Origin of the sequence: Kribbella pittospori, assembly GCF_004331465.1 — a bacterium.
Classification (GTDB): Bacteria; Actinomycetota; Actinomycetes; order Propionibacteriales; family Kribbellaceae; genus Kribbella; species Kribbella pittospori.
The window spans coordinates 93,024-112,271 of sequence record NZ_SJKB01000011.1; the positions used below are offsets into that span (position 1 = coordinate 93,024).

Genomic DNA, 19,248 nt, shown 5'->3' on the forward strand with positions numbered 1-19,248 from the left:
TGGAGGGGGAATCACGATGCACAAGCACACTGGCCGCGCTGCGGTACTGGGGGTGGCGGCGATCGTCGCCACGGTGGGGCTGACTGGGGGTGCGTCCGCGAGTCCTGCAGTACCGCGTGCGGCTACGGCCGTCGTCCCGGGGCCGAACACCGTCGGCACCGCGCAGCTGAAGAACCAGGCGGTGACCGCCGCGAAGATCGGCCCGTCGGCGGTGTGGGGTTCGATGATCCACACCAACACCATCCCGCTGGACCGGATGGGCTGGGACTTCCGGCAGGCCATCGCGGCGGCCGACGTCAGCAAGGCCGACGCAATCAAGAGCAGCACCCAGATCAAGGCAGGCACGATCGCTGAATCGGACCTGGACGCGGCCCTGCGGGCGAAGATCGACGGCCCGGGCGGACCGGCGTACCTGAAGAACTGGGGCGAGATCTTCCGCAACACGATCGGCAACGCGCGGGCCGAGCTGGGTCAGTCCTCGTCCGGCGAGGGCCTGAACTTCAACGTCCCGACCGGCCAGGACGCCGTCATGTGGGGCAACGAGGCCGACTTCGCGGGCAAGCCGGTCGCGCTGAGCGCGGTCAAGTACGAGGTCTTCCAGACCGGTGAGAACTCGGCGATTGCCGGCAACATGCCGTCGATCAAGTTCGAGATCTCGAACCCGGCGACCGGCGCGACCTACACCACGCTGGTGTACTCGCCGGACAACTCCACGTCCAACGCCTGGACGAAGATCGACGCGGCGGCCGACACCGGCAACCACTGGGGTTTCACGGGGACCTACTTCAACTCCGGCACTGACAAGTGCGGGATCAACGGTTCGCGGTGCACCCTGACCGAGGCGCTCAGCAAGCTCGGCGACTCGGCGAAGTTCATCTCCGCCGGCGTCGGCAAGGGCCGGGACAACGCCTGGCACGGCGCGGTCCGGTCGCTCACCATCGGCGGCACCACCTACAACTTCACCGCCAGCGGCGTCGTCGCCACCAACTGACACCCGTCCGCGGCGGTCCGCGCCGGTCCGCGGCGGTCCGCGCCGCACTTTGAGCACCGCTCGGCCGTTTTCGGGCCGCCGAGATGACTGAGCGGTGCTCAAAGTCGGGGGTGGGGTGGCGTTAGAGGGCGAGTTCTGGTTGGAGTTTCTTGGCCGGCCAGACGCGTTGGTTGCGGGCGGCGAGGGTTGAGGCCGCGAGAGCCACGGCGAACCAGGCTGCGAGGGCGAGGAGGTCGCGGCCGAGGGAGGTGCCGGGGCCGCCGTACATGAGGTGACGGACGCCGTCGATCGCGTAGCTCATCGGTAGCGCGTGATGGAAGAAGTACAGCGGGGTTGGGATCGTCTGCCACGGGAAGGTGCCGCCGGCGCTGACCAGCTGGATCACCATCAGCACCAGGCCGAGGAACTTGCCGACGGCACCGAACCAGGCGGACAACGCGTGCAGGATCGCGACGAACGTGAACGACGTCAGGATCAGGAAGCCGGCGGTCAGCCACGGATGGGCGGCGTGGATGCCGAGGCCAAGGGTCACCGCGGTGAACACCAGCGTGGCCTGAATCGCGCCGAAGAGGGCCGGGGGCAACCATCCACCGAGCGCGACCCGGAACGGCGACTGCAAGGCAGCCAACGCTCGCGGTGACAACGGCCGGACCAGCAGGAAGAGAACGTACGCGCCGATCCAGCAGGCGAGGCTAAGGAAGAACGGTGCCAGGCCGGCGCCGTAGCTGTCCGCGGTCGCCTGTGAGACGTTCTGCAGCGTGACGGGTGCGCCGAGGGTCTCGGCGACCGCCTTGCGCTGGTCGGCGGACGGGTTGGGGATCTGCTTGACGCCCTTCGCCAGCCCGGTGTTGAGCTGGGTCGCGCCCGTCTTCAACTGGGTGACTCCACCGGCCAGGCTGTTCACACCGGTGAGCAGTTGGCCCTGGCCGGTCACCGCCTGCTTCTCACCGGCCGCGAGTTGTTGAGCGCCGGTCTGCAGACTCGTCAGTCCGGTCTTGAGTTGGCCCGCCCCGGTGTCGAGTTGCTTGGCGCCGTTGGCCGCCGTACTGATGCCGTTCGTCAGTGCCGGCGTTGCCTTGGAGAGGGCGGCGGCGCCGTTCGAGACCTTGCGGGCGCCGCTCGCGAGTTGGTTGAGCTGCTTGGAGGTCGACTGGATCTTGGTGTTCGCGGTGACGACCGGGCCGCGCAGCTTGGCGGTCTCGGCGAGCACCTGGTTGATCTGCGCCTGGGTGAAGCCACGGGCCTTCAGCCGCTGCGCGAGAGTGCCGTCTACGGTGCTCAGATCCTTGACCAGGGTGCTGGACGCGGTCGCGACCTGGCGTCCGACGGTAGCGACCTTCTCGTTGCCGTCGGCCACTTGATCGGCGCCATTGGCAAGCGTCTTGGTCTGCTTCGGCAGGGTTGCAGTCTTGCGCTTGAGCGTGCCGAGGCCGGAGTCCAGCTTGCTAGCGCCCGATGCGAGCTCGGTCGCGCCTTGCGACGCCTGGGCAGTCCCGGTCGCCAGCTTGGTCGCGCCGGCCGAGAGTTGCTTCTGTGCGGTGTTGAGCTGGGTCGCCCCGGTCTGGAGCTTGGTGACACCGGACGCGGCGCTGGTAAGACCAGTCTGGAGTTGCGCGGCACCGGAGGCTGCCTGGCTGACCTGCGTGTGGATGGTGTTGTAGCCGGCCAGCAGTTTGCTCGTCGCGGTCTCGCTGACCTGCGATGCGACGGTCTTGGTGACCTGCGCGACGACCTGGTTCGCGATCGTGTGGGCGAGGTAGTTGTTGGCGTCGTTGGTGAGCAGCTCGAGATTCGCCTGCCGGGGCGCGAACTCCGCACTCGATGCCAGGTCACCCGAGAACGACTTCGGCAGCACCAGAGCGAACTCGTACTTCCCGTCCGACACCCCGTCCGTGGCGGAGGCCCGGTTCACCTGGTGCCAGTCGAAGCTCTTCGACTTCACCAGTTCGTCCGCGACCTCCGGCCCGACGTTCAGCTTCTCGCCGGTGGACAGCGTTGTACCTGCGTCCTCGACGACGACGGCGGTGGGGATCTTGTCGAGGCGGCTGTACGGATCGTGGTTGGCGTAGAGGTAGAGGCCGCCGTAGAGGACCGGGACGAGCAGCAGCGCGACCACCGCCAGCTTCAGCAATCGTCCCGCGGTCAGCCGCCGCAACTCACTCAACGCCATCCGCAGCGCGGTCACGCCTTCAGCTCCTCATCAATGGCAGTCACGGGTTCCACCGGCGCGACGGGCGCGACCTGGATCGGCTCGGGCTGATCGACAGAACCGAGCTGTGCGGCCGGCACACCCAGGAGTCGTGCCGACGCATCAGCACAGGTGATGACCACGCCGTATCCGCGGGACGCCAGGCGCCGGCCGAGGGCGTACCACTCATGCGGATCGCCACCATGGCGGTCCGGCATCGTCAGAATGACGACCTGTACCTCGAGTCGCGCCACTGTGAGCTCGGCCAGCAACTCGGTCCGCTCGGCGACCGGCAGGTGCTCGAAGCGTTTGCCCGCGTGCTGTGCGGCGCCATGCTCGTCGAGCCACTCCAGCACTGCCTTCCGGCCGGCCCTGCGTCCGGCGATCGCCAGTTCCTCGCCGACCACGGTCTGCACGGGCAGCGCGTCATCCGGCGCGGTGATGCCGGGTGCGTCGACCACAGCGACCCGGCGCCGAAGCAGAGCGGCGTCAGTCGCGCCGTCCAGCCGCACCCGGCCGGTGTCAGGTCGCAAGCGACCGGACAGCCCGAGCGCTGCCGCGACATGTCCCGGGCCTGGGTAGCCCGCCAGCAGCACGACCTGATGGTCGGCGACGTGCACCGATGTCGTGTCGAGCATTGGTGCGTGTGGGCCGCGCACGCTGATCCGGCTGGCCTCGAGCAGCATCCCGTTCCCCGTTCAATACGGTTGTGTATTCAATACAGAACTGTATCCTACTGCTATGGATGCACCCAAACGCCGCCGCTCCGCCACTCGGGCCCGCCTCCTCGACGGTGCCCTCGAGGTGTTCGCCGAGCGCGGGTTCAACGGCGCGTCGGTGGAGGACATCTGCGAGCGGGCCGGGTTCACCCGCGGCGCCTTCTACTCGAACTTCGGGTCGAAGGACGAGCTCGTGCTGGCGTTGTTCCAGGCGACCACCGACCGCCTGCTCGAACAGATCGGCGCGCTGCTGCCGGACCTTGCGAATCAGCCCGGCACGCTGCTGGACGCCGTACTCGGGCTGCTCGACGAGGCGGCGGGGGACCAGCGGCAGTGGCATCTGATCTCCACCGAGTTCACCCTGCACGCGCTGCGGAATCCGGAGGCGGCGCGGGCGCTCAATCGGCAACGGGCGATGTTCCGGTCCAGCCTGACCAAGCTGGTCGAGGAGATCTCCGAGACCAGCGGGATGCGGATGAGTGTCCCGGCGGAGCAGTTCGTCCGGCTCGTCATCGCCGTACACGAAGGTGCGCGGTCACAAAGCCTGCTGGAGCCCCGCAAGGTCCCCGCCGGATCGCTCGAACGCACCTTCCTGCCAATGGTCCTGACCGCGGTGACCGCCTAGTTGACCTTCACGCTCACGGTGTGGAGGCCGGTCGCGCCGTTCGGTGCGGGTGGGGCCGAGGACTCGACCTGGGGGTTGCCCTTGGCATCGAACGCGCGGGACTGCAGCATGTGCATGCCGTGCGGGGCGTTGTCCCACGTCCAGTGCCACTGCCGCCAGGTGTCGATCGACGCGTCCGTCGCCAGCGTCGCCTCGTGCCACGGACCGCCGTCCACCCGGACCTCGACCTTGGACACCCCGACGTGCTGGTCCCACGCGACCCCGGCCACCGTGACCTGACCCGCCGGCACCTCCTTGCCGCCCGGTACGTCGATCCGCGACGACAACTTGATCGGGCCGAGCGCCGACCAGCCGCGCGGCGTCCAGTACGCCTCGAACTGGTCGAACCGGGTCACCTCGATGTCGGTGAGCCACTTCGTCGCGGACACATACCCATACAGCCCGGGTACGACGATCCGCACCGGGAACCCGTGCTCGACCGGCAACGGCTGCCCGTTCATCGCGTACGCCAGCATCGCCTGGCGATCGTCGAGCAGCGTGCTGAGCGGCGTACCCGCGGTGAAGCCGTCCTTCGACGTGGACTGGATCGCGTCGGCGTCCGCGGACGGGCCGGCTTCCTGCAGCAGGTCCTTGAGCAGTACTCCGGACCACATCGCGTTCCCGATCAGGTCGCCACCGACCTCGTTGCTCACGCAGGTCAGCGTCACCCACTTGTGCAGGACCGGGCGCTTCAGCAGGTCGTCGAAGCTCAGCTCGATCTCGCGGTCGACCATGCCGTGGATGCGCAGCTTCCAGTCCGACGGCAGGATCTGCGGCACCGACAGCGCCGTGTCGATCCGGTAGAAGTCGTCGTTCGGGGTGACCCACGGCACCGCGCCCTCGGCCTGCGCACCCGCCGGCGCGTCGAGGCTCGGCGGCTTCGGCAGGTTGAGCGCCTTCCGTGCGTCTGCGACGGCGGCACGGTTCCCTGAGACGACCCGGCCGAGCAGGCCAACGGCCGCTGCGCCGATCGCGACTCCGGCCGACAACTGCAGGAACCCGCGCCGGCCCACACCGTCGTCGAGTCCTTGGAGGAGCGGCTCGAGCCGCCTGCTGAAGAGCCGCAGAATGATCAGGGCCGTGATCCCGGCGACCGCTGACGGCAGGAACCCGGTCTGTCCGGCGTCTGCCCGCGTCGCCGCCGCAATCACGGCTGCCCCAGTCAGTACGACGATGATCAGTGCGCCGGCCCAGTAGCGCCGTACCGCGAGAATGCCGCCGAGCGCGGCCAGGGCGAGCAGGACGATCACGATGCCGACCCGCAGCGCGGTCTTGTCGTTGGTGCCGAACCAGGAGATCGCCAGGTCTTTGAGCCACGGCGGGACCCGGTCGATGAACGCCGACCCGATCGCCACCACGGGTGTCTGTGAGGTGCCCAGGAGGCCGGCGGCCACGCTCCCGGCCGCCAGTCCGGACAGAGCGGCGAGGATGCCACCCAGGGCACCACGCCAGCGGATCCCGTTCCTGCCCTCGGGATGACGTTCGGACGCCCGCGGCTGGTCGACGAGTTGCTGGTTCACCTCTCAACCATTACGCGGCGGGGCGCCCGACACCAGCCGGGCGCCCCATCCGTTAGTCGCGGGTAATACAAATAGCGAGTTTTGTCCCGGATACTGCGTCGGATCCGGGTCAGATTCTCTCGGGAGAGATCGGACCCAAGGCCGGCCGGCCGTTCGGCCAGCGGCGGGCGTTGTCGCGGACCCGGCGCAACTTGCCGAGCACGACCTCCCGCTCGTCGGACAGTTGGGACATCCAGAGGCTGTCGATCTCCAGGAGGTGATCCGGCAGTGCTTCGCGCAACCGCCGCTTCCCCTCCTCGGTGAGAACCGCGAACGAACCGCGGGCATCGTCGGGACAGGGTTCCCGGCGTACCAGACCGAGGTTCTCGGCGCGGTCGACCAGCCGGGTGATGCCGCCGGTGGTGACGGTCAGCTCCCGGGCTAGAGAGGTGAGACGCTGCTTCTCCCCGTGACTGCGGGCCAGCCGCAGCAACAGTTCGAACATTGCCATTTGCAGACCACTGCGCTTGAGGGAGTGACGCATCACATGATCGAGTTCGGCCGCTGCTTCTCGCAGCAGACCGTACGCGGTGAGGACGTCGCTTTCCCATGGTTCCGCGGCGCGGGTGGGTTCTGCATCGGCGAGCGCTAGGGGCGAGCAAAGCGAAGGCGCGATGGTCATGCGCGGACTCTATTAGCTGACTAGGTCACTTCGCTACACGGGGTGACCCTTCGGCTACAGATCGACCCCGAACCGACAAGCTTCTGAGCGTAACCCGGCCACCGCTGAGCGCCATCGGCGGGATCCGGTCTAGCGCGGTGCGGACGGCGTACTGCCACTCGGACCCCTCCTCTCGCGACGTGGTTCGCGGGATCCGCCGGCCGGGGACAGCGGACCGAAGGACGTGGTCGGAGTGGTCGATCCGCCGCCCTGCTCACCGGCCGAGTGCGCCGCGGCACCGGCCACACCGCCGGCCACCTTCCGCGAGCCGTTCACCACCGCGCCGGCCGCGACGACGCCGGGATGCGACCCGACTCCGACCGCGCCCGACGCACCACGGCCCGAGGATCCGCCACCGGACGCGCCCGATCCGCCTCGGCCCGATCCGCCGCCGAACGCCGAGCGGCCGACACCGACGGCGCCGGTCGCCATGCCGCCCGGATCGGCCACTGCGCTGCCCATCCCCGAGCCGCCGCCGGCCACCGCGGCAGTGACCGGGACCAGGAAGCGGAGCAGGGCCGGTAGCGCGAAGATCGCGAGGAACAACATCATCAGGCCGGTGGTGGTCTGCACGAAGCTGTTGCCGGACTGCCCGATGCCGGTCTCGTTCATCTTCAGCGCGGCCGCGTAGATCAGCGCGGCGGCCGGCTTGTAGGCGATGAACGCCAGCGACCAGCCGCAGTACTTGCGGAACCAGGCCCGGCCGATCTCGGTGTTGGTCGCGGCCGCGGCGAGCGGGAACGTGCCCGCCAGCAGGATCAGCATCGCCGACCGGATCACCATCAGCACGACCTGGATCAGGGCCGCCAGAATGACGGCGACGCCGGCGAACATCATGATCAGCGTGGCCGGACTGGTTCCCGTCACCGTGCCCAGGCTGCCTTGCAGCATCACGTTCGCGAGTTCGGTGGCCAGGGTCGTGTCGTCGGGATGGGCGGAGTGGATGATCGCCGCCGCGAGTTTGTCCGACCACTCGGCCAGCAGTTGCAGTGTCGCCGACCCGGCCGCACCGACGGCGACGAACACCATTGTTGCCTTGAGCAACTCTTGGAGCGGCCGGGCGCGTTGCTCCCAGGCCAGCCGCATCCCGGCGACCAGCACCGCGACGGTGAAGACGGCCGCCGACACCCACAGCACATTGCCCTGGAGGAAGTCGACGATCGCGCTGTTGCGCGGAGTCGAGGTCTCCGCGCCGACCGAGAGTGCCGGGCTCGGCTGGTCGATCCAGAAGGTCGCGATCGCCTGGATGCCCTCGTACGCCGCCTGCCCGATGCTCTTCGCGATCTGCTCCAGTGCGTTGCCGGCGATGCCGTACAGACTTCTGGTGATGTGGCACTCGATCTGCGTCGGCCCACACATCAGACACCGCTCCACGGCACGAAGTCGCTCAGGTCCCGGTGCTGGGAGATCGGATCTCCGACCGCCTCACCGGGGGGTGGTGACTGAAGGCGCCAGTCGCCGTCGTACCAGCGCATGGTCAGCGTGATGCTCGCGTACGCCGACTCGACCGGAAGGGCGAGCATGATCGTGGCTCTGTCGCCGCCGGCGTCGAGCACGCGGAAGCCGGCCACCTGCGAGGCCCCCGAGCCGGACGGCTCCGACTCGCTCTGCGCACGCGTCAGGGCGTCGGCGTCCGGGCCCGGGACCACGAGTTTCTTGATCGTGGCGAGCGCCTGCTCCTGGTCGGCGAAGGCGGCGACCACGTTGTAGGCGGCGAACACGGCGCCGGTCGGTGAGTGGGCGAAGCAGTGCCGGAAGCCGTCGGGATCGGTCCGGGCCGGTCCGGCGGCGCTTGACCGCGGGACGACGACGCGACGGCTGACCTCCCAGGAGTCCACGGCCGGCGGCTTCGTCGGGATCGTCTGATCACCCTCGGGCAGACCGCAACGGCCATCGCCGGCTGCGGCAGGCTCGGTGTCGGGGGTCGTGGACGCCGCGGCTGGTGGTGCGGTCTGCGCTGCCGCTTGTTGGTCGTCGTCCGAGGTCAGAGTGCTGACCAGCAGCAGTACGCCGCACAGCAGCACCACGCTGACGACCACGCAGGCGGTGACGAACCCGCGTCCGAACGGTGACTTGTTCTCGTGCTCCGGCCTCATGGATCAAGGCTGGCAAAGATCGGCCGATCGCCGCGGAAGTTATCCACAGGCCTTGGCGGCACCTTGGTCAGCACCGGGAAAACCGGTGTCGGTGCGGTGCGGCAGGCTGGAACCATGACGGACATGGGGCTGGAGCGGATCGCGCTGATCTCGGACGTGCACGGGAACCTGACCGCGTTGGAGGCGGTGCTCGCGGACATCGAGCGGCGGGGGATCAGGCGGATCTTCAACCTCGGTGACTACGTCGGGAAGGGTCCGCGAGGGCAGGCGGTGGTGGACCGGTGCCGGGAGGTCTGCGAGGTGAACATCCTCGGCAACTGGGACGACTCGCTGCCCGACCCGGAGCGGGAGTTCGACAGCGAGGGCATGCGCTGGTGGCAGAAGGAACTGCGCGAGGACCAGGGGACCTGGCTGCGGGGGCTCCCGTTCTGCCACGACTTCCTGCTCAGCGGCCGGCAGATCCGGCTGTTCCACGCGTCCTCGACGAGTGTTCACAAGCGCGTCCGGTTCGACCACGACGAGGCGGAGTACCGGCTGATGTTCGAGAACACCGAGGCCACCGGCGACGGCCCGATCCCGACGATGGTCGGGTACGCCGACACCCACGACCCGTTCTACGAGGTCGACCTCGGCCGGACGCTGTTCAACATCGGCTCGGTCGGCAACAGCCTGGACGATCCGACCCCGGTCTACACGATCCTCGAAGGTGTGCCGGACTCACCCGATCCGGCGACGTTCTCGATCCAGTTCGTCCGCGTCCCGTACGACGCGCACGCCGAGCTCGAGATCGCCCGCGAACTCGGCATGCCCGAACTCGACGGCTACGAGGCGGAGATCATCCGGGGTCTGTACCGCGGCAACTTCTACGCCGGCGAACCGCACACCTACCACCGCCGGATCCGCACTGCCTGAGGACGTTGTCCCCAACGTTGTCCACAGGTGTGGATTAGGTGCCCGGAGCAACGGTCCGACCATCGGATGTTCACCCGGCCGTCACTTGACCAGCAGAGCTTCCGAACCTACAGGCCGGTAGCCGGCCGCGAAGAACGTGCGCATCGATGCGGCATTGCCCGGTGTGACCTGCGCCCAAACGTGTGCATTCGCAGGAATCAAGGCCCGCGCGGCCCGCGCCAGCCGGCGCCCGTGTCTCTTGCCGCGGGCGTCTTCCGGTACTTCGATCGCACACTCGATGCGGTCCGCGAGTCCACGTCCGGTCAGCACGAAACCGCCGTACTCGTCGAGATAGACGCGGACGTCGTCGCGGGTGTGCAAGGCGTTCTCGACCCGGGGGTGCTGGTGGTCGGTCACTTCGCTGAGACCGGCGGTCGCCGCGGCGCGCTCCGCCAGGTCGGTGATTGCTGGTGCGAGCAGCATCGCGTCGAGGGAGGCCACGTGGCGTCCGGTCGCCGCCTCGAGAGCCGACAGGAACGGTGGGTTCGTCGGTGCGCAGAGGTCGCCTGGTGGCAGTCGCTCCGCGACCCAGGCGGCGTCGACATCGGCGGCGATGACGATGTGGGCGGTGAACGCGAGCAGGCACGACGCTCGGTCCGCGGGCGGGGGCACGACAGTGATGCCGAGGTCCGGGGGCGGGAACGCGCCGCGTTCGACGCCACGCAGAATGTCAGCAAGAGTGTTCATCACGACCATTGTCGGCGGTACGGAGGGCAAGAACATGCGGAAGCCGCAGGTGGAGCGGGCCGACGGACTGCCCGGCCGGGTCACGATCTACGAGGTCGGACCGCGCGACGGACTGCAGAACGAGTCGGCGATCGTCGACGTCGCGGTCAAGGCGGAGTTCATCCAGCGGCTGGTGGACGCCGGGCTGACGACCATCGAGACGACCAGCTTCGTGCACCCGAAGTGGGTGCCGCAGCTCGCCGACGCCGCGGAGTTGCTCGAGCGGCTTGAGTTGCCGGAAGGCGTCCGGGCGCCGGTCCTGGTCCCGAACGAGCGCGGCCTCGACCGGGCGCTGGCCGCGAACGTGCGGGAGATCGCGATCTTCGCCAGCGCGACCGAGACCTTCGCCGCGAAGAACCTGAACTCCACGCTGGACGACCAGTTCGCGATGTTCACGCCGACGATCCAGCGCGCGTTGGCCGAAGGGCTGACGGTCCGCGGCTACGTGTCGATGTGTTACGGCGACCCGTGGGAGGGCGACGTACCGATCGACCAGGTCGTGAAGGTCGGCGCGCGGCTGGTCGAGCTCGGGTGCCACGAGCTGTCCCTCGGCGACACGATCGGGGTGGCGACGCCCGGTCAGGTGACCGCGCTGATCGCGGCGTTCGATGCGGCCGGGGTGGGCGTCGACAAGCTGGCTGTGCACTTCCACGACACGTACGGCCAGGCACTCGCCAACACGCTGACCGCGCTCCGCGCCGGCGTCACCACGGTCGACAGCTCGGCGGGTGGCCTTGGTGGATGCCCGTACGCCGAGAGCGCGACCGGCAACCTGGCCACCGAGGATCTGCTCTGGCAGCTCGACGGCCTCGGCATCGAGACCGGTGTCGACCTGGAGAAGCTGGTCGCCACCAGCGTCTGGATGGCCGGTCAGCTGGGGAAGCCGTCCCCGAGCCGGGTGGTGCAGGCGCTCGCCGGATAAATCGTTCGGAAACTGTCGGTGGATGCGGTCAGGATGGGCGGGTGACTGATCGCCGGACCGAGCTCGGGGACTTCCTGAAGGCGCGGCGCGCCCGGGTGTCCCCCGAGGACGTCGGTCTGCCCGCCGGCGGTCGGCGTCGTACGCCCGGACTGCGCCGTGAGGAGCTCGCCCAGCTCGCCGGGGTCGGCGTGACTTGGTACACCTGGCTCGAGCAGGGCCGGCCGATCAACGCCAGCGGGCAGGTCCTCGATGCGGTCGCCGGGACGCTGCGACTGAGCTCGATCGAGCGTGAACACCTCTATCGTCTGGCCGAGGCGACTCCGGCGCGGCCACCGAGCACGAGCCTGTGCGCGGACGAGCAGGTGTTCGTCGAGATCCTCGGCGCGCTCGACCCGTTGCCCGCAGTGATCACCAACACTCGGTTCGACATCGTCCGGACCAACGCGGCGTACGTCGATCTGTTCCACGACTGGCACGCACTGCCCTGCATCCACAAGAACCTGCTCTGGTGCATCCTCACGGAGCCGACCTCGCGGCAGCAGTTGCTCAACTACGACACCGAGGTCCCGTACCTGGTCGGCCGGCTGCGGTCGGCGTACGGCGAACATGTCGGCGATCCCGACTGGGAGACGGACCTGGAGCGGCTGCAGAAGCTGAGCCCGGAGTTCGCTCAGCTCTGGTCCCGGCACGAGGTCGCCGCGTGCAGTCCCCGTCCGCGCCACCTCCTGCACCCGGTGGCCGGCGAGCTGCATTTCACCGTTACCGAGCTGGCCGTGCCCGCGCATCCTGACCTGGTGTTGTTCGTCGAGACTCCGGCCGACGAGGAGACGCGCAGCCGGCTCCCGATGACCCGCCGCTCGGTGGAGTCGGCTGGGGTCTGACGGTCAGCGGGACTTGGCTGGACCGCTCGGCGTACGCCAGGTGGTCAGGCAGAACGGGTGTCCGGCCGGGTCGAGGAAGACCCGGAACACCGATGGCTCAGGCTGGAGCGCGGTCGGGATCGCGCCCGCCTCGACGACGCGAGCCTGCTCCGCGTCCAGGTCCGCCGCCATGAAGTCGAGGTGGCACTGCTGCGGCACGCGCGGATCCGGCCAGGTCGGCGCCCGGTAGTTCAGGTCGCGCTGGAAGCCGATGCTGTACGTCTCGAACCTCAACTCCACGAACGCCTCGTGGACGACGGCGAGGTCGCCACCCGCGACGCGCTGGTAGAACTCGCCCAGCTCCAGCGGATCCGGACAGTCGAGCGTCGGTCCCCAGAACGGCGCGACCACGCTCGTCAGGGCTCGATCGGCCGCCGGATCCGCCGGATCAGGCTCTTGTCGGCGTACTGACCGATCCGGTACGTCGCGAAGCCGTCGACGGTGGCACCGACCGCACCACCGAGCAGCGGGATCCGGCGGGTGACGGTGAGCGCCATCCGCTTGCCGCTGATCCGGGCGATCAGCTCCGCGACGACCTCACCGGACACCAGCCGGTCCAGCTCGGGGTCGAACACGGGTGCGGTCGCGATCCCGAGCGGCGACGTCGGCAGGCTCGACTTCTTCAGCCGGTCGGTGACGCCGTCCTCGCCGAGCATGCAGGTGATGACCGCGGTGCGAACGCGCGGGTCGTCCAGGTCGTAGCCGCGGATGTGGGCGATCGCGGCGATCATCCGGGCCTGGACGATGGCGATGCCGGTCATGTTCGCGGGCAGGGCGACCGGGAACGTGACGAGGCCGCCGATGCTGGTGACGAAGCCCTGGACGCCGGCCAGCCGGATGTGCTGGTCGATCACTGCGTCGATCGCGAGCTGCGGGTCATTCCCGACCCTCGCCAGCTTGGCCTCGGCGACCTGCTCCGCACCGGGGAATCGCTGGTAGCCGTCGATCGCGACCTCGAGAATCTGGCGCAGGACACCCGCCGCGGCCTGCGGTGCGAACCGCTGCGCGGCGGGCGCGAGACTGCTGGCGACGAACTTGGCTACTCCGGCCACGGTGCTCCTTCCGGCCCTCCCCGCGACGGAGTCGGGGCGTGCTTCAACTCTACGTGGCTCCCGGAGCGCCGCCACTCGGGAGAAACCCTTGGTGTCCCCTAGGTGGCCGGCGCCACCGCGCCGCTCGCCGCTTGGTCGCTTGGTGATCGAGCTGCCGGGTGAGCAGGCCGCCGGGTGGCCGGGCGGGGTCGATGCGGCGTGGTCCAGGATGGAGGGGTGCCTGTCGAGCCTGCTGGGTCTGTCTGGGAGTTTCCGCCGGTCGCGGTCGCCGGGGCGAGTGACGTCGTCGCGGGAGGCGCGGATCTGGCTCCGGGGACGGTCCTGGCGGCGTACCGGGCGGGGCTGTTCCCGATGCCCGACCACCGGGGTTCGGTGCTGTGGTGGTCACCGGTCGACCGGGGCGTGATCGAGGTGGCCGGGTACCGGCCGTCGCGGACGGTACGGCGGGCCCGGAGCAAGTTCGAGATCCGGGTGAACACCGCGTTCGACCAGGTCATCCGGGCCTGCGCCGATCCGCGCCGGCCAGGCTCGTGGATCGACCGGGACATCATCGCGTCGTACACCGAATTGCACCGGCTCGGCTGGGTGCACTCGGTCGAGGCCTGGGACGGTGACGAGCTCGCGGGCGGCCTGTACGGCGTCGCGATCGGCGGGCTGTTCGCCGGGGAGTCGATGTTCCACCACAAGACCGACGGGTCGAAAGCGGCGGTGGCCGGGCTGATCGAGCTGCTGGACGACGAGTACGCCGCCGACCGGGTCCTCGACATCCAGTGGGTGACGGACCATCTGGCGACGCTCGGCGCGGTCTCGATCCCGCGGGAGGCTTATGTACGACGGGTCGCGCAGGCCGTCACCTTGCCGCTACCCAAGGCCTTCAGCTGAGGCCGATGAACTTGGCCATCTGCCGGGTGGCCGCGTCGTAGAAGTCATCGGCTGGATCCATCGTCCCGACCAGCTGACCGAACAGCTCGAAGCTGATCATCCCGAACAGCTGCGTCCACGCGATCACCACCCGCAGCAGGATCCGGTGCGGTACGCCGGGAGCGATCTCGGCAATCACGTCGAGCTGTTCGGGCAGCTTGCCGGTGGGCTCTGGCGCGTCATCGAGCAGCTTGAGCCAGCCCTCCGCGTGGGCCCGGCTCACGATGCGCAGCAGGACGATCGGCGTCCGGGCGGCGGGCTCGACCGTCGCCTGCGGTGCCTGGTAGCCGCTGATCGGTGAGCCGTAGATCAGGGCGTACTCGTGCGGGTTGGCCCGCGCCCACTCGCGGAGGGCGGCGCACACCGCGAGCCAGGCCTGGATCGGGTGCTCGTAGTCCTTCGCCGCTGCCGACTCGGCCGCCGTACCGAGAGCGTCGTACGCGTCGATGATCAGGGCGGTGAGTAGGTCGTCGCGGCTCGGGAAGTATCGGTAGAGGGCCGACGACACCATGCCGAGCTCGCGGGAGATCGCGCGCAGCGACAGCGACTCGGCTCCTTCGGTTGCGAGCTGCCGGCGGGCGGCTGCCTTGATCTCCTCGGTCAGCTCGGCGCGGGCTCTCTCACGTGCGGTGCGTCCGGCGTTCATAGAGGCAGTGTGCCACAAAACCGAGAGCAGTGCTCTTGACAGGGAGCGCTGCTCCGGTGTTCACTGATCACAACAGAGAGCACCGCTCTCGCAGACTTGGAGGGGCACCACGATGCCGGAGTACAAGCAGACCTACGACGCCAACCGCGTGATCACCGCTGCCGACGGCAGCATGCGGATCTTCAACCGGATCGTCGCCCGCTTCACCAAGCTCGGGATCAGCCTGATGGGCAGCCGGGTCCTGTCGGTCCGCGGCCGCAAGACCGGCGACTGGAGGAGCACCCCCGTCAACCTCTTGGTCCTCGACGGTCAGCGCTACCTGGTTGCGCCGCGCGGCTACACCCAGTGGGTCAAGAACCTCCGCGCCAGCAACGAGGGCCGGCTCCAACTGGGCCGCAAGATCGAGACCTTCCGCGCCGAGGAGGTCCCCAACGCCGACAAGCTTCCGGTTCTCCGCCTCTACCTGAAGAAGTGGGCCTGGGAGGTCGGGACCTTCTTCTCCGGCGACGTCACCAAGAACTCCCCCGAGGAAACCCTCCTCCACATCGCCCCCGGCGTCCCCGTCTTCAAGATCCACTCCGTCTGAAGGGCATCAGTGGTAGGCGGCGGCCTGGATCCGGTACAGCTCGGCGTAGTGGCCATTGCGCGCCATGAGCTCGTCGTGTGTTCCCGTCTCGACCAGCCGGGCACCGTCCAGGACCACGATCAGATCAGCCATCCGCACCGTCGAGAAGCGGTGTGAGACCAGAATCGTGATCCGTCCGTCCGTGCTGTTCCTGGCCGCTGCCGCATACCGCTCGAACAGCGCATGTTCGGTCTCGGCATCCAGCGCGGCGGTCGGTTCGTCGAGCACCAGAAGCAGCGGCCGGTCCCGCATGAAGCCCCGAGCCAGCGCCAGCTTCTGCCACTGCCCGAAGCTGATCTCCGCTCCACCCGGCCAGGTGGACCCGAGCTGAGTGTTCAGCCCGGCCTCAAGACGCTCCACGACATCCTCGGCACCGGCCCGTCCGACGGCAGAGGTGACGGCCGCTTCGTCGTCCAGCCTCGGCAGATCCCCGAGGCCGACACTGTGGTCGGCCCGGAACTCGAACCGGAAGAAGTCCTGGAAGGCGCCGGCGATCTTCAGCCGCCACGCCTCGGCCGGCATCCGGTCCAGTGGCTGGCCGTCGACCAGGACGCGTCCGTCGGTCGGCTCATACATCTTGCAGATCAGCTTCACCAGGGTCGACTTGCCGGCGCCGTTCTCCCCGACGACGGCGATCACCTTGCCCGCCGGCAGTCGCAGCTCGACGTCGTCCAGTGCAGGTTGGTCGGATCCGGCGTAGGAGAACGAGACGTGCTCCAGCCGGATGCCGTCGGTCAGCTGGTCGGGCGCCGGCAGATCCGCGGTGGTGTCGAACGAGGCCGCGTAGTTCTCCAGCCAGACCAGCCGCCGGGATCCGTCCAGCCAGATCCCGCGCAGGAAGCCGATCTCGCCGACGGTCGCACCGATGTACGACGACAACCGCGCGCCGGCCGCGAGGATCAGCAACACCTGACCGACCGAGCCGTTCAGTCCGGACGCGACGAACAGGACGGCACCGACATACGCCGCACCGAACACGGCCCAGGCGGCGGCATGCCAGGCGGCGCTGGTCCAGCGGGCCGCGGCCATCGGCGCGTACCACCGCTCCCACTCACTACGACGGCCCACCACGAGATCCCGGCCGATGCCGAGAACGCGGACCTCCTTGCCGGGAGCGGGCGTGGTCGCGGTCTTGAACAGGTGCTCGGCCAAGCGGCTGTTGGCGGCGTACCGCTCCTCGACCGCGCGCTCGACGCCCGGCCGCCAGCTCGAGCTGAGGACGGTGGGCAGCGCGAACACCAGCAGGAGCACCAGCGCCGGATGGATCGACATCAGCAGAGCGACAGTCACCCCGAGCCGCAGGATCCAGCCGCAGGTGGAGAACAGCGACATGTACATGTGGTCGAGCACGAATACCTGTTTGCGCAGGACCGACAGGCGGTCCAGGAAGTCGCGGTGCTCGTGGTGCTCGACGGTGGCGACGGACGCCTGCAGGCGGGCCACGTGAGCCTCGAGCATGATCGTGACGCGGTCCCGGAATCGCCGGGAGACTCGGGCCGACAGCGTCCGCAGGAACCAGGTCGCCGTGACCGACAGCGCGAGCCCGCTCACCGCCAGCAGAACGGCCCGCCGGTCGTCCTGCAGAACACCTTCAGCGAGCACCGCGAGCCACAGCGCGAGCAACGCGTCCGGCAGCGCGGCCAGCAGAGTCATCCCGAAGGCGAAGACCAGGAGCCGCGGCTCATGCTGATAGCCCAGTCGGCAGAGCCGCCACATCGCCGGCACGGCTTTGGGCAGATCGTCGATATCAGAGCGTGTCATAGCTCATCCCCTGTTCGTCGACCTCCGCGGTGAAGCGTTGGGCCTGCAGGTCGAACATCGTCCGGTACCGCCGACCGAGGTCCATCAACTCCTCGTGGCTGCCGAGCTCGACGACCCGGCCGGCTTCGAGGACACAGATCCGATCGGCATGCCGGACGGTCGAGAACCGGTGCGAGATCAGGATCGTGGTCACATCGCGCGTCGCCGTCAGAATGCGATCGAAGATCGCCGCCTCGCCCCGGACATCCAGTTGGGCTGTCGGCTCATCGAGCAGCACCAGTCCAGCGCCCTGCCGTACGGCGCACAGCGCCCGCGCCAACGCGATCCGTTGCCACTGACCTCCGGACAGGTCGATGCCGTCGCCGTAGCCCGTGGCCAGCCGGGTGTCGAGGGCGGCCAGGTCACCGGCACCGGCGTCCGCGAGTGCGGCCAGGATGTCCGCCTCCGGTGCACCGGCCGGTGCGACGTTGTCCCGCACCGGGAGCTCGAGCCGCAGGAAGTCCTGGAAGACCGCGGTGACGCGGGTCCGCCAGCCGTCGGTGTCGAGGTCGCGGAGGTCGTCCCCGTCGACCTCGATCGATCCGGCGTCCGGGTCGTACAACCTGCACAGCAGCTTGGCCAGCGTGGTCTTGCCGGCGCCGTTCTGGCCGACGACGGCCAGCGACGAGCCGGCCGGCACGGTCAGATCGAGTCCGTCGAAGACCGGCTGGGCCGCGTGTGGATACCGGAAACTCAGGCCACGGATGTCGATCGCGACCGCACCCCGGCGTACAGGCGCAGCAGCAGCGGCAGGCCGCCGGGTGGGTGCTAGTGCACCGGCCGGCGCCATCGCCGGCTCCAGACGCTGTACGGCGACCACGGGCGCCGCCGCTCCGTCGAGGACCCAGTTCAGCCCACCGAACGCGATCATGCTGACCCCGATCGCGACCTGGGCGAAGACCACCAGCCGGTCGAGGTCCAGCCGGCCGTCGATCGCGGCAACGCCGAGCGCCCAGAAGACGAGGCCGTTGGCCACCGTGACAATCAGCAGACACCAGATCATCGGGCGTTCCCGCAGCCGCGTCGCCGCGTGCTGCAACTCGAACAGCCGCCGGCGCCGATCGGTGAACCGCTGCACGGTCCAGTCGGCCAAGCCGAACAGCCGCACCTCCTTCGCCGCGTCCGGCTCGACGGCCAGCCGATAGGCGTAGTCGGCGTGCCGCTGCGCCGATCGAACCTCGGTCGTGTTCCGGTCCCGCCAGACACCACTCTCCCGGAGCAGCCAGTGCGTCGACGACCAGGCGCCGACGAGCAGCAACGGCGCCCACCAGTTGAACCCGAACAGCACCACCGCGGAGGCGACCCCGCCGGCGAGCTCGACCAGGCCGCCCGCGGCGAAGTCGACGTTCATGTACATCGGTGGACCGGTCTGGCCGCGGTCGAACTCCCGCGCCACGGTCAGGTCCTCGGCGAGCTCCGGGTCTTCGAGGTGGCCGATCCCCGGCGGTCCCACGCAGGCCTCCGCGAGCGCGTCGTTGAGCCAGGCGGCGACCCGGCTGCCGAGATTGGCACTGACGGCCTGGTGTACGGGCGTGAGCACTTGGAGCAGGACGAACGTCGTACCCATGAAGGTCAGTGGAGCGGCCAGAGCAGACCCGTGCTGGACCGCACCGACCATCGACCCCATGGCGATCGCGAATACCGCGGGCAGTGCGCCGCGGGCCAGCAGGAGCACCCACCAGACCGTGGCCAGCACCGGATCAGCCTTGGGCAGGACCGCGAAGAACTGCCATTCCGGGCGGCGACGCAGGCGGCTGATCATTTCCTCACCATGGCACGCCGCACCGACGGAAATCTTGAACATTTG

General features: G+C 69.0%; 19 protein-coding genes. 7 read left to right on the forward strand and 12 right to left on the reverse strand.

The window, feature by feature from the left end; translation table 11 throughout:
* Positions 1-16: 16 nt before the first annotated feature.
* Entirely contained in the window at positions 17-991 is a 975-nt protein-coding gene (locus E0H73_RS31275) for a hypothetical protein (protein WP_131362338.1), read from the forward strand.
* A 121-nt stretch (positions 992-1,112) separates the two neighbouring features.
* On the opposite strand, the gene E0H73_RS31280 is transcribed toward E0H73_RS31275, so the two are convergent.
* On the reverse strand, positions 1,113-3,176 hold the full coding sequence (locus tag E0H73_RS31280) for a YhgE/Pip domain-containing protein (protein ID WP_131362340.1): 2,064 nt from the start codon (positions 3,174-3,176) through the stop codon (positions 1,113-1,115).
* Positions 3,173-3,865 carry an ATP-binding cassette domain-containing protein gene (locus E0H73_RS31285; protein WP_131362342.1) on the reverse strand — a complete coding sequence of 231 codons (693 nt, stop codon included), beginning with the start codon at positions 3,863-3,865 and terminating at the stop codon, positions 3,173-3,175. Before E0H73_RS31285 ends, E0H73_RS31280 begins: the two co-directional genes overlap by 4 nt.
* Positions 3,866-3,920: 55 nt before the next feature.
* Between E0H73_RS31285 and E0H73_RS31290 the strand changes: the two genes are divergently transcribed.
* The gene (locus tag E0H73_RS31290; protein WP_131362344.1) at positions 3,921-4,523 is read left to right on the forward strand and encodes a TetR/AcrR family transcriptional regulator; all 603 of its coding nucleotides are present in this window, start codon (positions 3,921-3,923) and stop codon (positions 4,521-4,523) included.
* On the opposite strand, the gene E0H73_RS31295 is transcribed toward E0H73_RS31290, so the two are convergent.
* The 4 genes from E0H73_RS31295 to E0H73_RS31310 all read right to left on the reverse strand — a co-directional run bounded on the left by E0H73_RS31295 (position 4,520) and on the right by E0H73_RS31310 (position 8,878).
* Positions 4,520-6,082: a molybdopterin-dependent oxidoreductase gene (locus tag E0H73_RS31295; RefSeq protein WP_131362345.1), complete on the reverse strand. Its 1,563-nt coding sequence runs from the start codon at positions 6,080-6,082 to the stop codon at positions 4,520-4,522. The two genes, E0H73_RS31290 and E0H73_RS31295, sit on opposite strands and share 4 nt — an antisense overlap.
* Positions 6,083-6,191: 109 nt before the next feature.
* The gene (locus E0H73_RS31300) at positions 6,192-6,743 is read right to left on the reverse strand and encodes a MarR family winged helix-turn-helix transcriptional regulator (protein WP_131362347.1); all 552 of its coding nucleotides are present in this window, start codon (positions 6,741-6,743) and stop codon (positions 6,192-6,194) included.
* A 129-nt stretch (positions 6,744-6,872) separates the two neighbouring features.
* Positions 6,873-8,141, reverse strand: a complete 1,269-nt coding sequence (locus E0H73_RS31305; RefSeq protein ID WP_131362349.1) for a TrbL/VirB6 family protein — start codon at positions 8,139-8,141, stop codon at positions 6,873-6,875.
* Positions 8,141-8,878, reverse strand: a complete 738-nt coding sequence (locus E0H73_RS31310) for a DUF8175 domain-containg protein (protein WP_131362351.1) — start codon at positions 8,876-8,878, stop codon at positions 8,141-8,143. The genes E0H73_RS31305 and E0H73_RS31310 overlap by 1 nt, the downstream gene beginning before the upstream one ends.
* Positions 8,879-8,992: 114 nt before the next feature.
* On the opposite strand from E0H73_RS31310, the gene E0H73_RS31315 reads away from it, so the two are divergent.
* Positions 8,993-9,790 carry a metallophosphoesterase family protein gene (locus E0H73_RS31315; RefSeq protein WP_238164391.1) on the forward strand — a complete coding sequence of 266 codons (798 nt, stop codon included), beginning with the start codon at positions 8,993-8,995 and terminating at the stop codon, positions 9,788-9,790.
* A gap of 81 nt (positions 9,791-9,871) precedes the next feature.
* Here E0H73_RS31315 and E0H73_RS31320 read toward each other — a convergent pair whose 3' ends face one another.
* Positions 9,872-10,516, reverse strand: coding sequence for a GNAT family N-acetyltransferase (locus E0H73_RS31320; protein ID WP_131362353.1), 645 nt, complete (start codon positions 10,514-10,516; stop codon positions 9,872-9,874).
* Here E0H73_RS31320 and E0H73_RS31325 point away from each other — a divergent pair.
* Positions 10,509-11,477, forward strand: a complete 969-nt coding sequence (locus E0H73_RS31325; RefSeq protein WP_238164392.1) for a hydroxymethylglutaryl-CoA lyase — start codon at positions 10,509-10,511, stop codon at positions 11,475-11,477. The two genes, E0H73_RS31320 and E0H73_RS31325, sit on opposite strands and share 8 nt — an antisense overlap.
* Before the next feature lie 41 nt (positions 11,478-11,518).
* Positions 11,519-12,358, forward strand: a complete 840-nt coding sequence (locus E0H73_RS31330; RefSeq protein WP_131362355.1) for a helix-turn-helix transcriptional regulator — start codon at positions 11,519-11,521, stop codon at positions 12,356-12,358.
* Positions 12,359-12,361: 3 nt separating this feature from the next.
* On the opposite strand, the gene E0H73_RS31335 is transcribed toward E0H73_RS31330, so the two are convergent.
* Positions 12,362-12,748, reverse strand: a complete 387-nt coding sequence (locus E0H73_RS31335; RefSeq protein ID WP_131362357.1) for a VOC family protein — start codon at positions 12,746-12,748, stop codon at positions 12,362-12,364.
* A 5-nt stretch (positions 12,749-12,753) separates the two neighbouring features.
* Positions 12,754-13,449, reverse strand: coding sequence for an EcsC family protein (locus E0H73_RS31340; protein WP_131362359.1), 696 nt, complete (start codon positions 13,447-13,449; stop codon positions 12,754-12,756).
* A 216-nt stretch (positions 13,450-13,665) separates the two neighbouring features.
* Here E0H73_RS31340 and aat point away from each other — a divergent pair, with 216 nt between their 5' ends.
* Positions 13,666-14,331 (forward strand): leucyl/phenylalanyl-tRNA--protein transferase, encoded by a 666-nt coding sequence (aat, locus tag E0H73_RS31345; protein ID WP_131362361.1) that lies wholly within the window; start codon positions 13,666-13,668, stop codon positions 14,329-14,331.
* On the opposite strand, the gene E0H73_RS31350 is transcribed toward aat, so the two are convergent.
* Positions 14,324-15,016, reverse strand: coding sequence for a TetR/AcrR family transcriptional regulator (locus tag E0H73_RS31350; RefSeq protein WP_131362363.1), 693 nt, complete (start codon positions 15,014-15,016; stop codon positions 14,324-14,326). The two genes, aat and E0H73_RS31350, sit on opposite strands and share 8 nt — an antisense overlap.
* 112 nt (positions 15,017-15,128) lie before the next feature.
* Between E0H73_RS31350 and E0H73_RS31355 the strand changes: the two genes are divergently transcribed.
* Positions 15,129-15,602 (forward strand): nitroreductase/quinone reductase family protein, encoded by a 474-nt coding sequence (locus E0H73_RS31355; RefSeq protein WP_202867645.1) that lies wholly within the window; start codon positions 15,129-15,131, stop codon positions 15,600-15,602.
* A gap of 6 nt (positions 15,603-15,608) precedes the next feature.
* On the opposite strand, the gene E0H73_RS31360 is transcribed toward E0H73_RS31355, so the two are convergent.
* Both E0H73_RS31360 and E0H73_RS31365 read right to left on the reverse strand, forming a co-directional pair.
* Complete coding sequence (locus E0H73_RS31360; RefSeq protein WP_131362365.1) at positions 15,609-17,402, reverse strand: ABC transporter ATP-binding protein; 1,794 nt, start codon at positions 17,400-17,402, stop codon at positions 15,609-15,611.
* Positions 17,389-19,203, reverse strand: a complete 1,815-nt coding sequence (locus tag E0H73_RS31365) for an ABC transporter ATP-binding protein (RefSeq protein ID WP_131362367.1) — start codon at positions 19,201-19,203, stop codon at positions 17,389-17,391. The genes E0H73_RS31360 and E0H73_RS31365 overlap by 14 nt, the downstream gene beginning before the upstream one ends.
* Positions 19,204-19,248 lie beyond the last annotated feature (45 nt).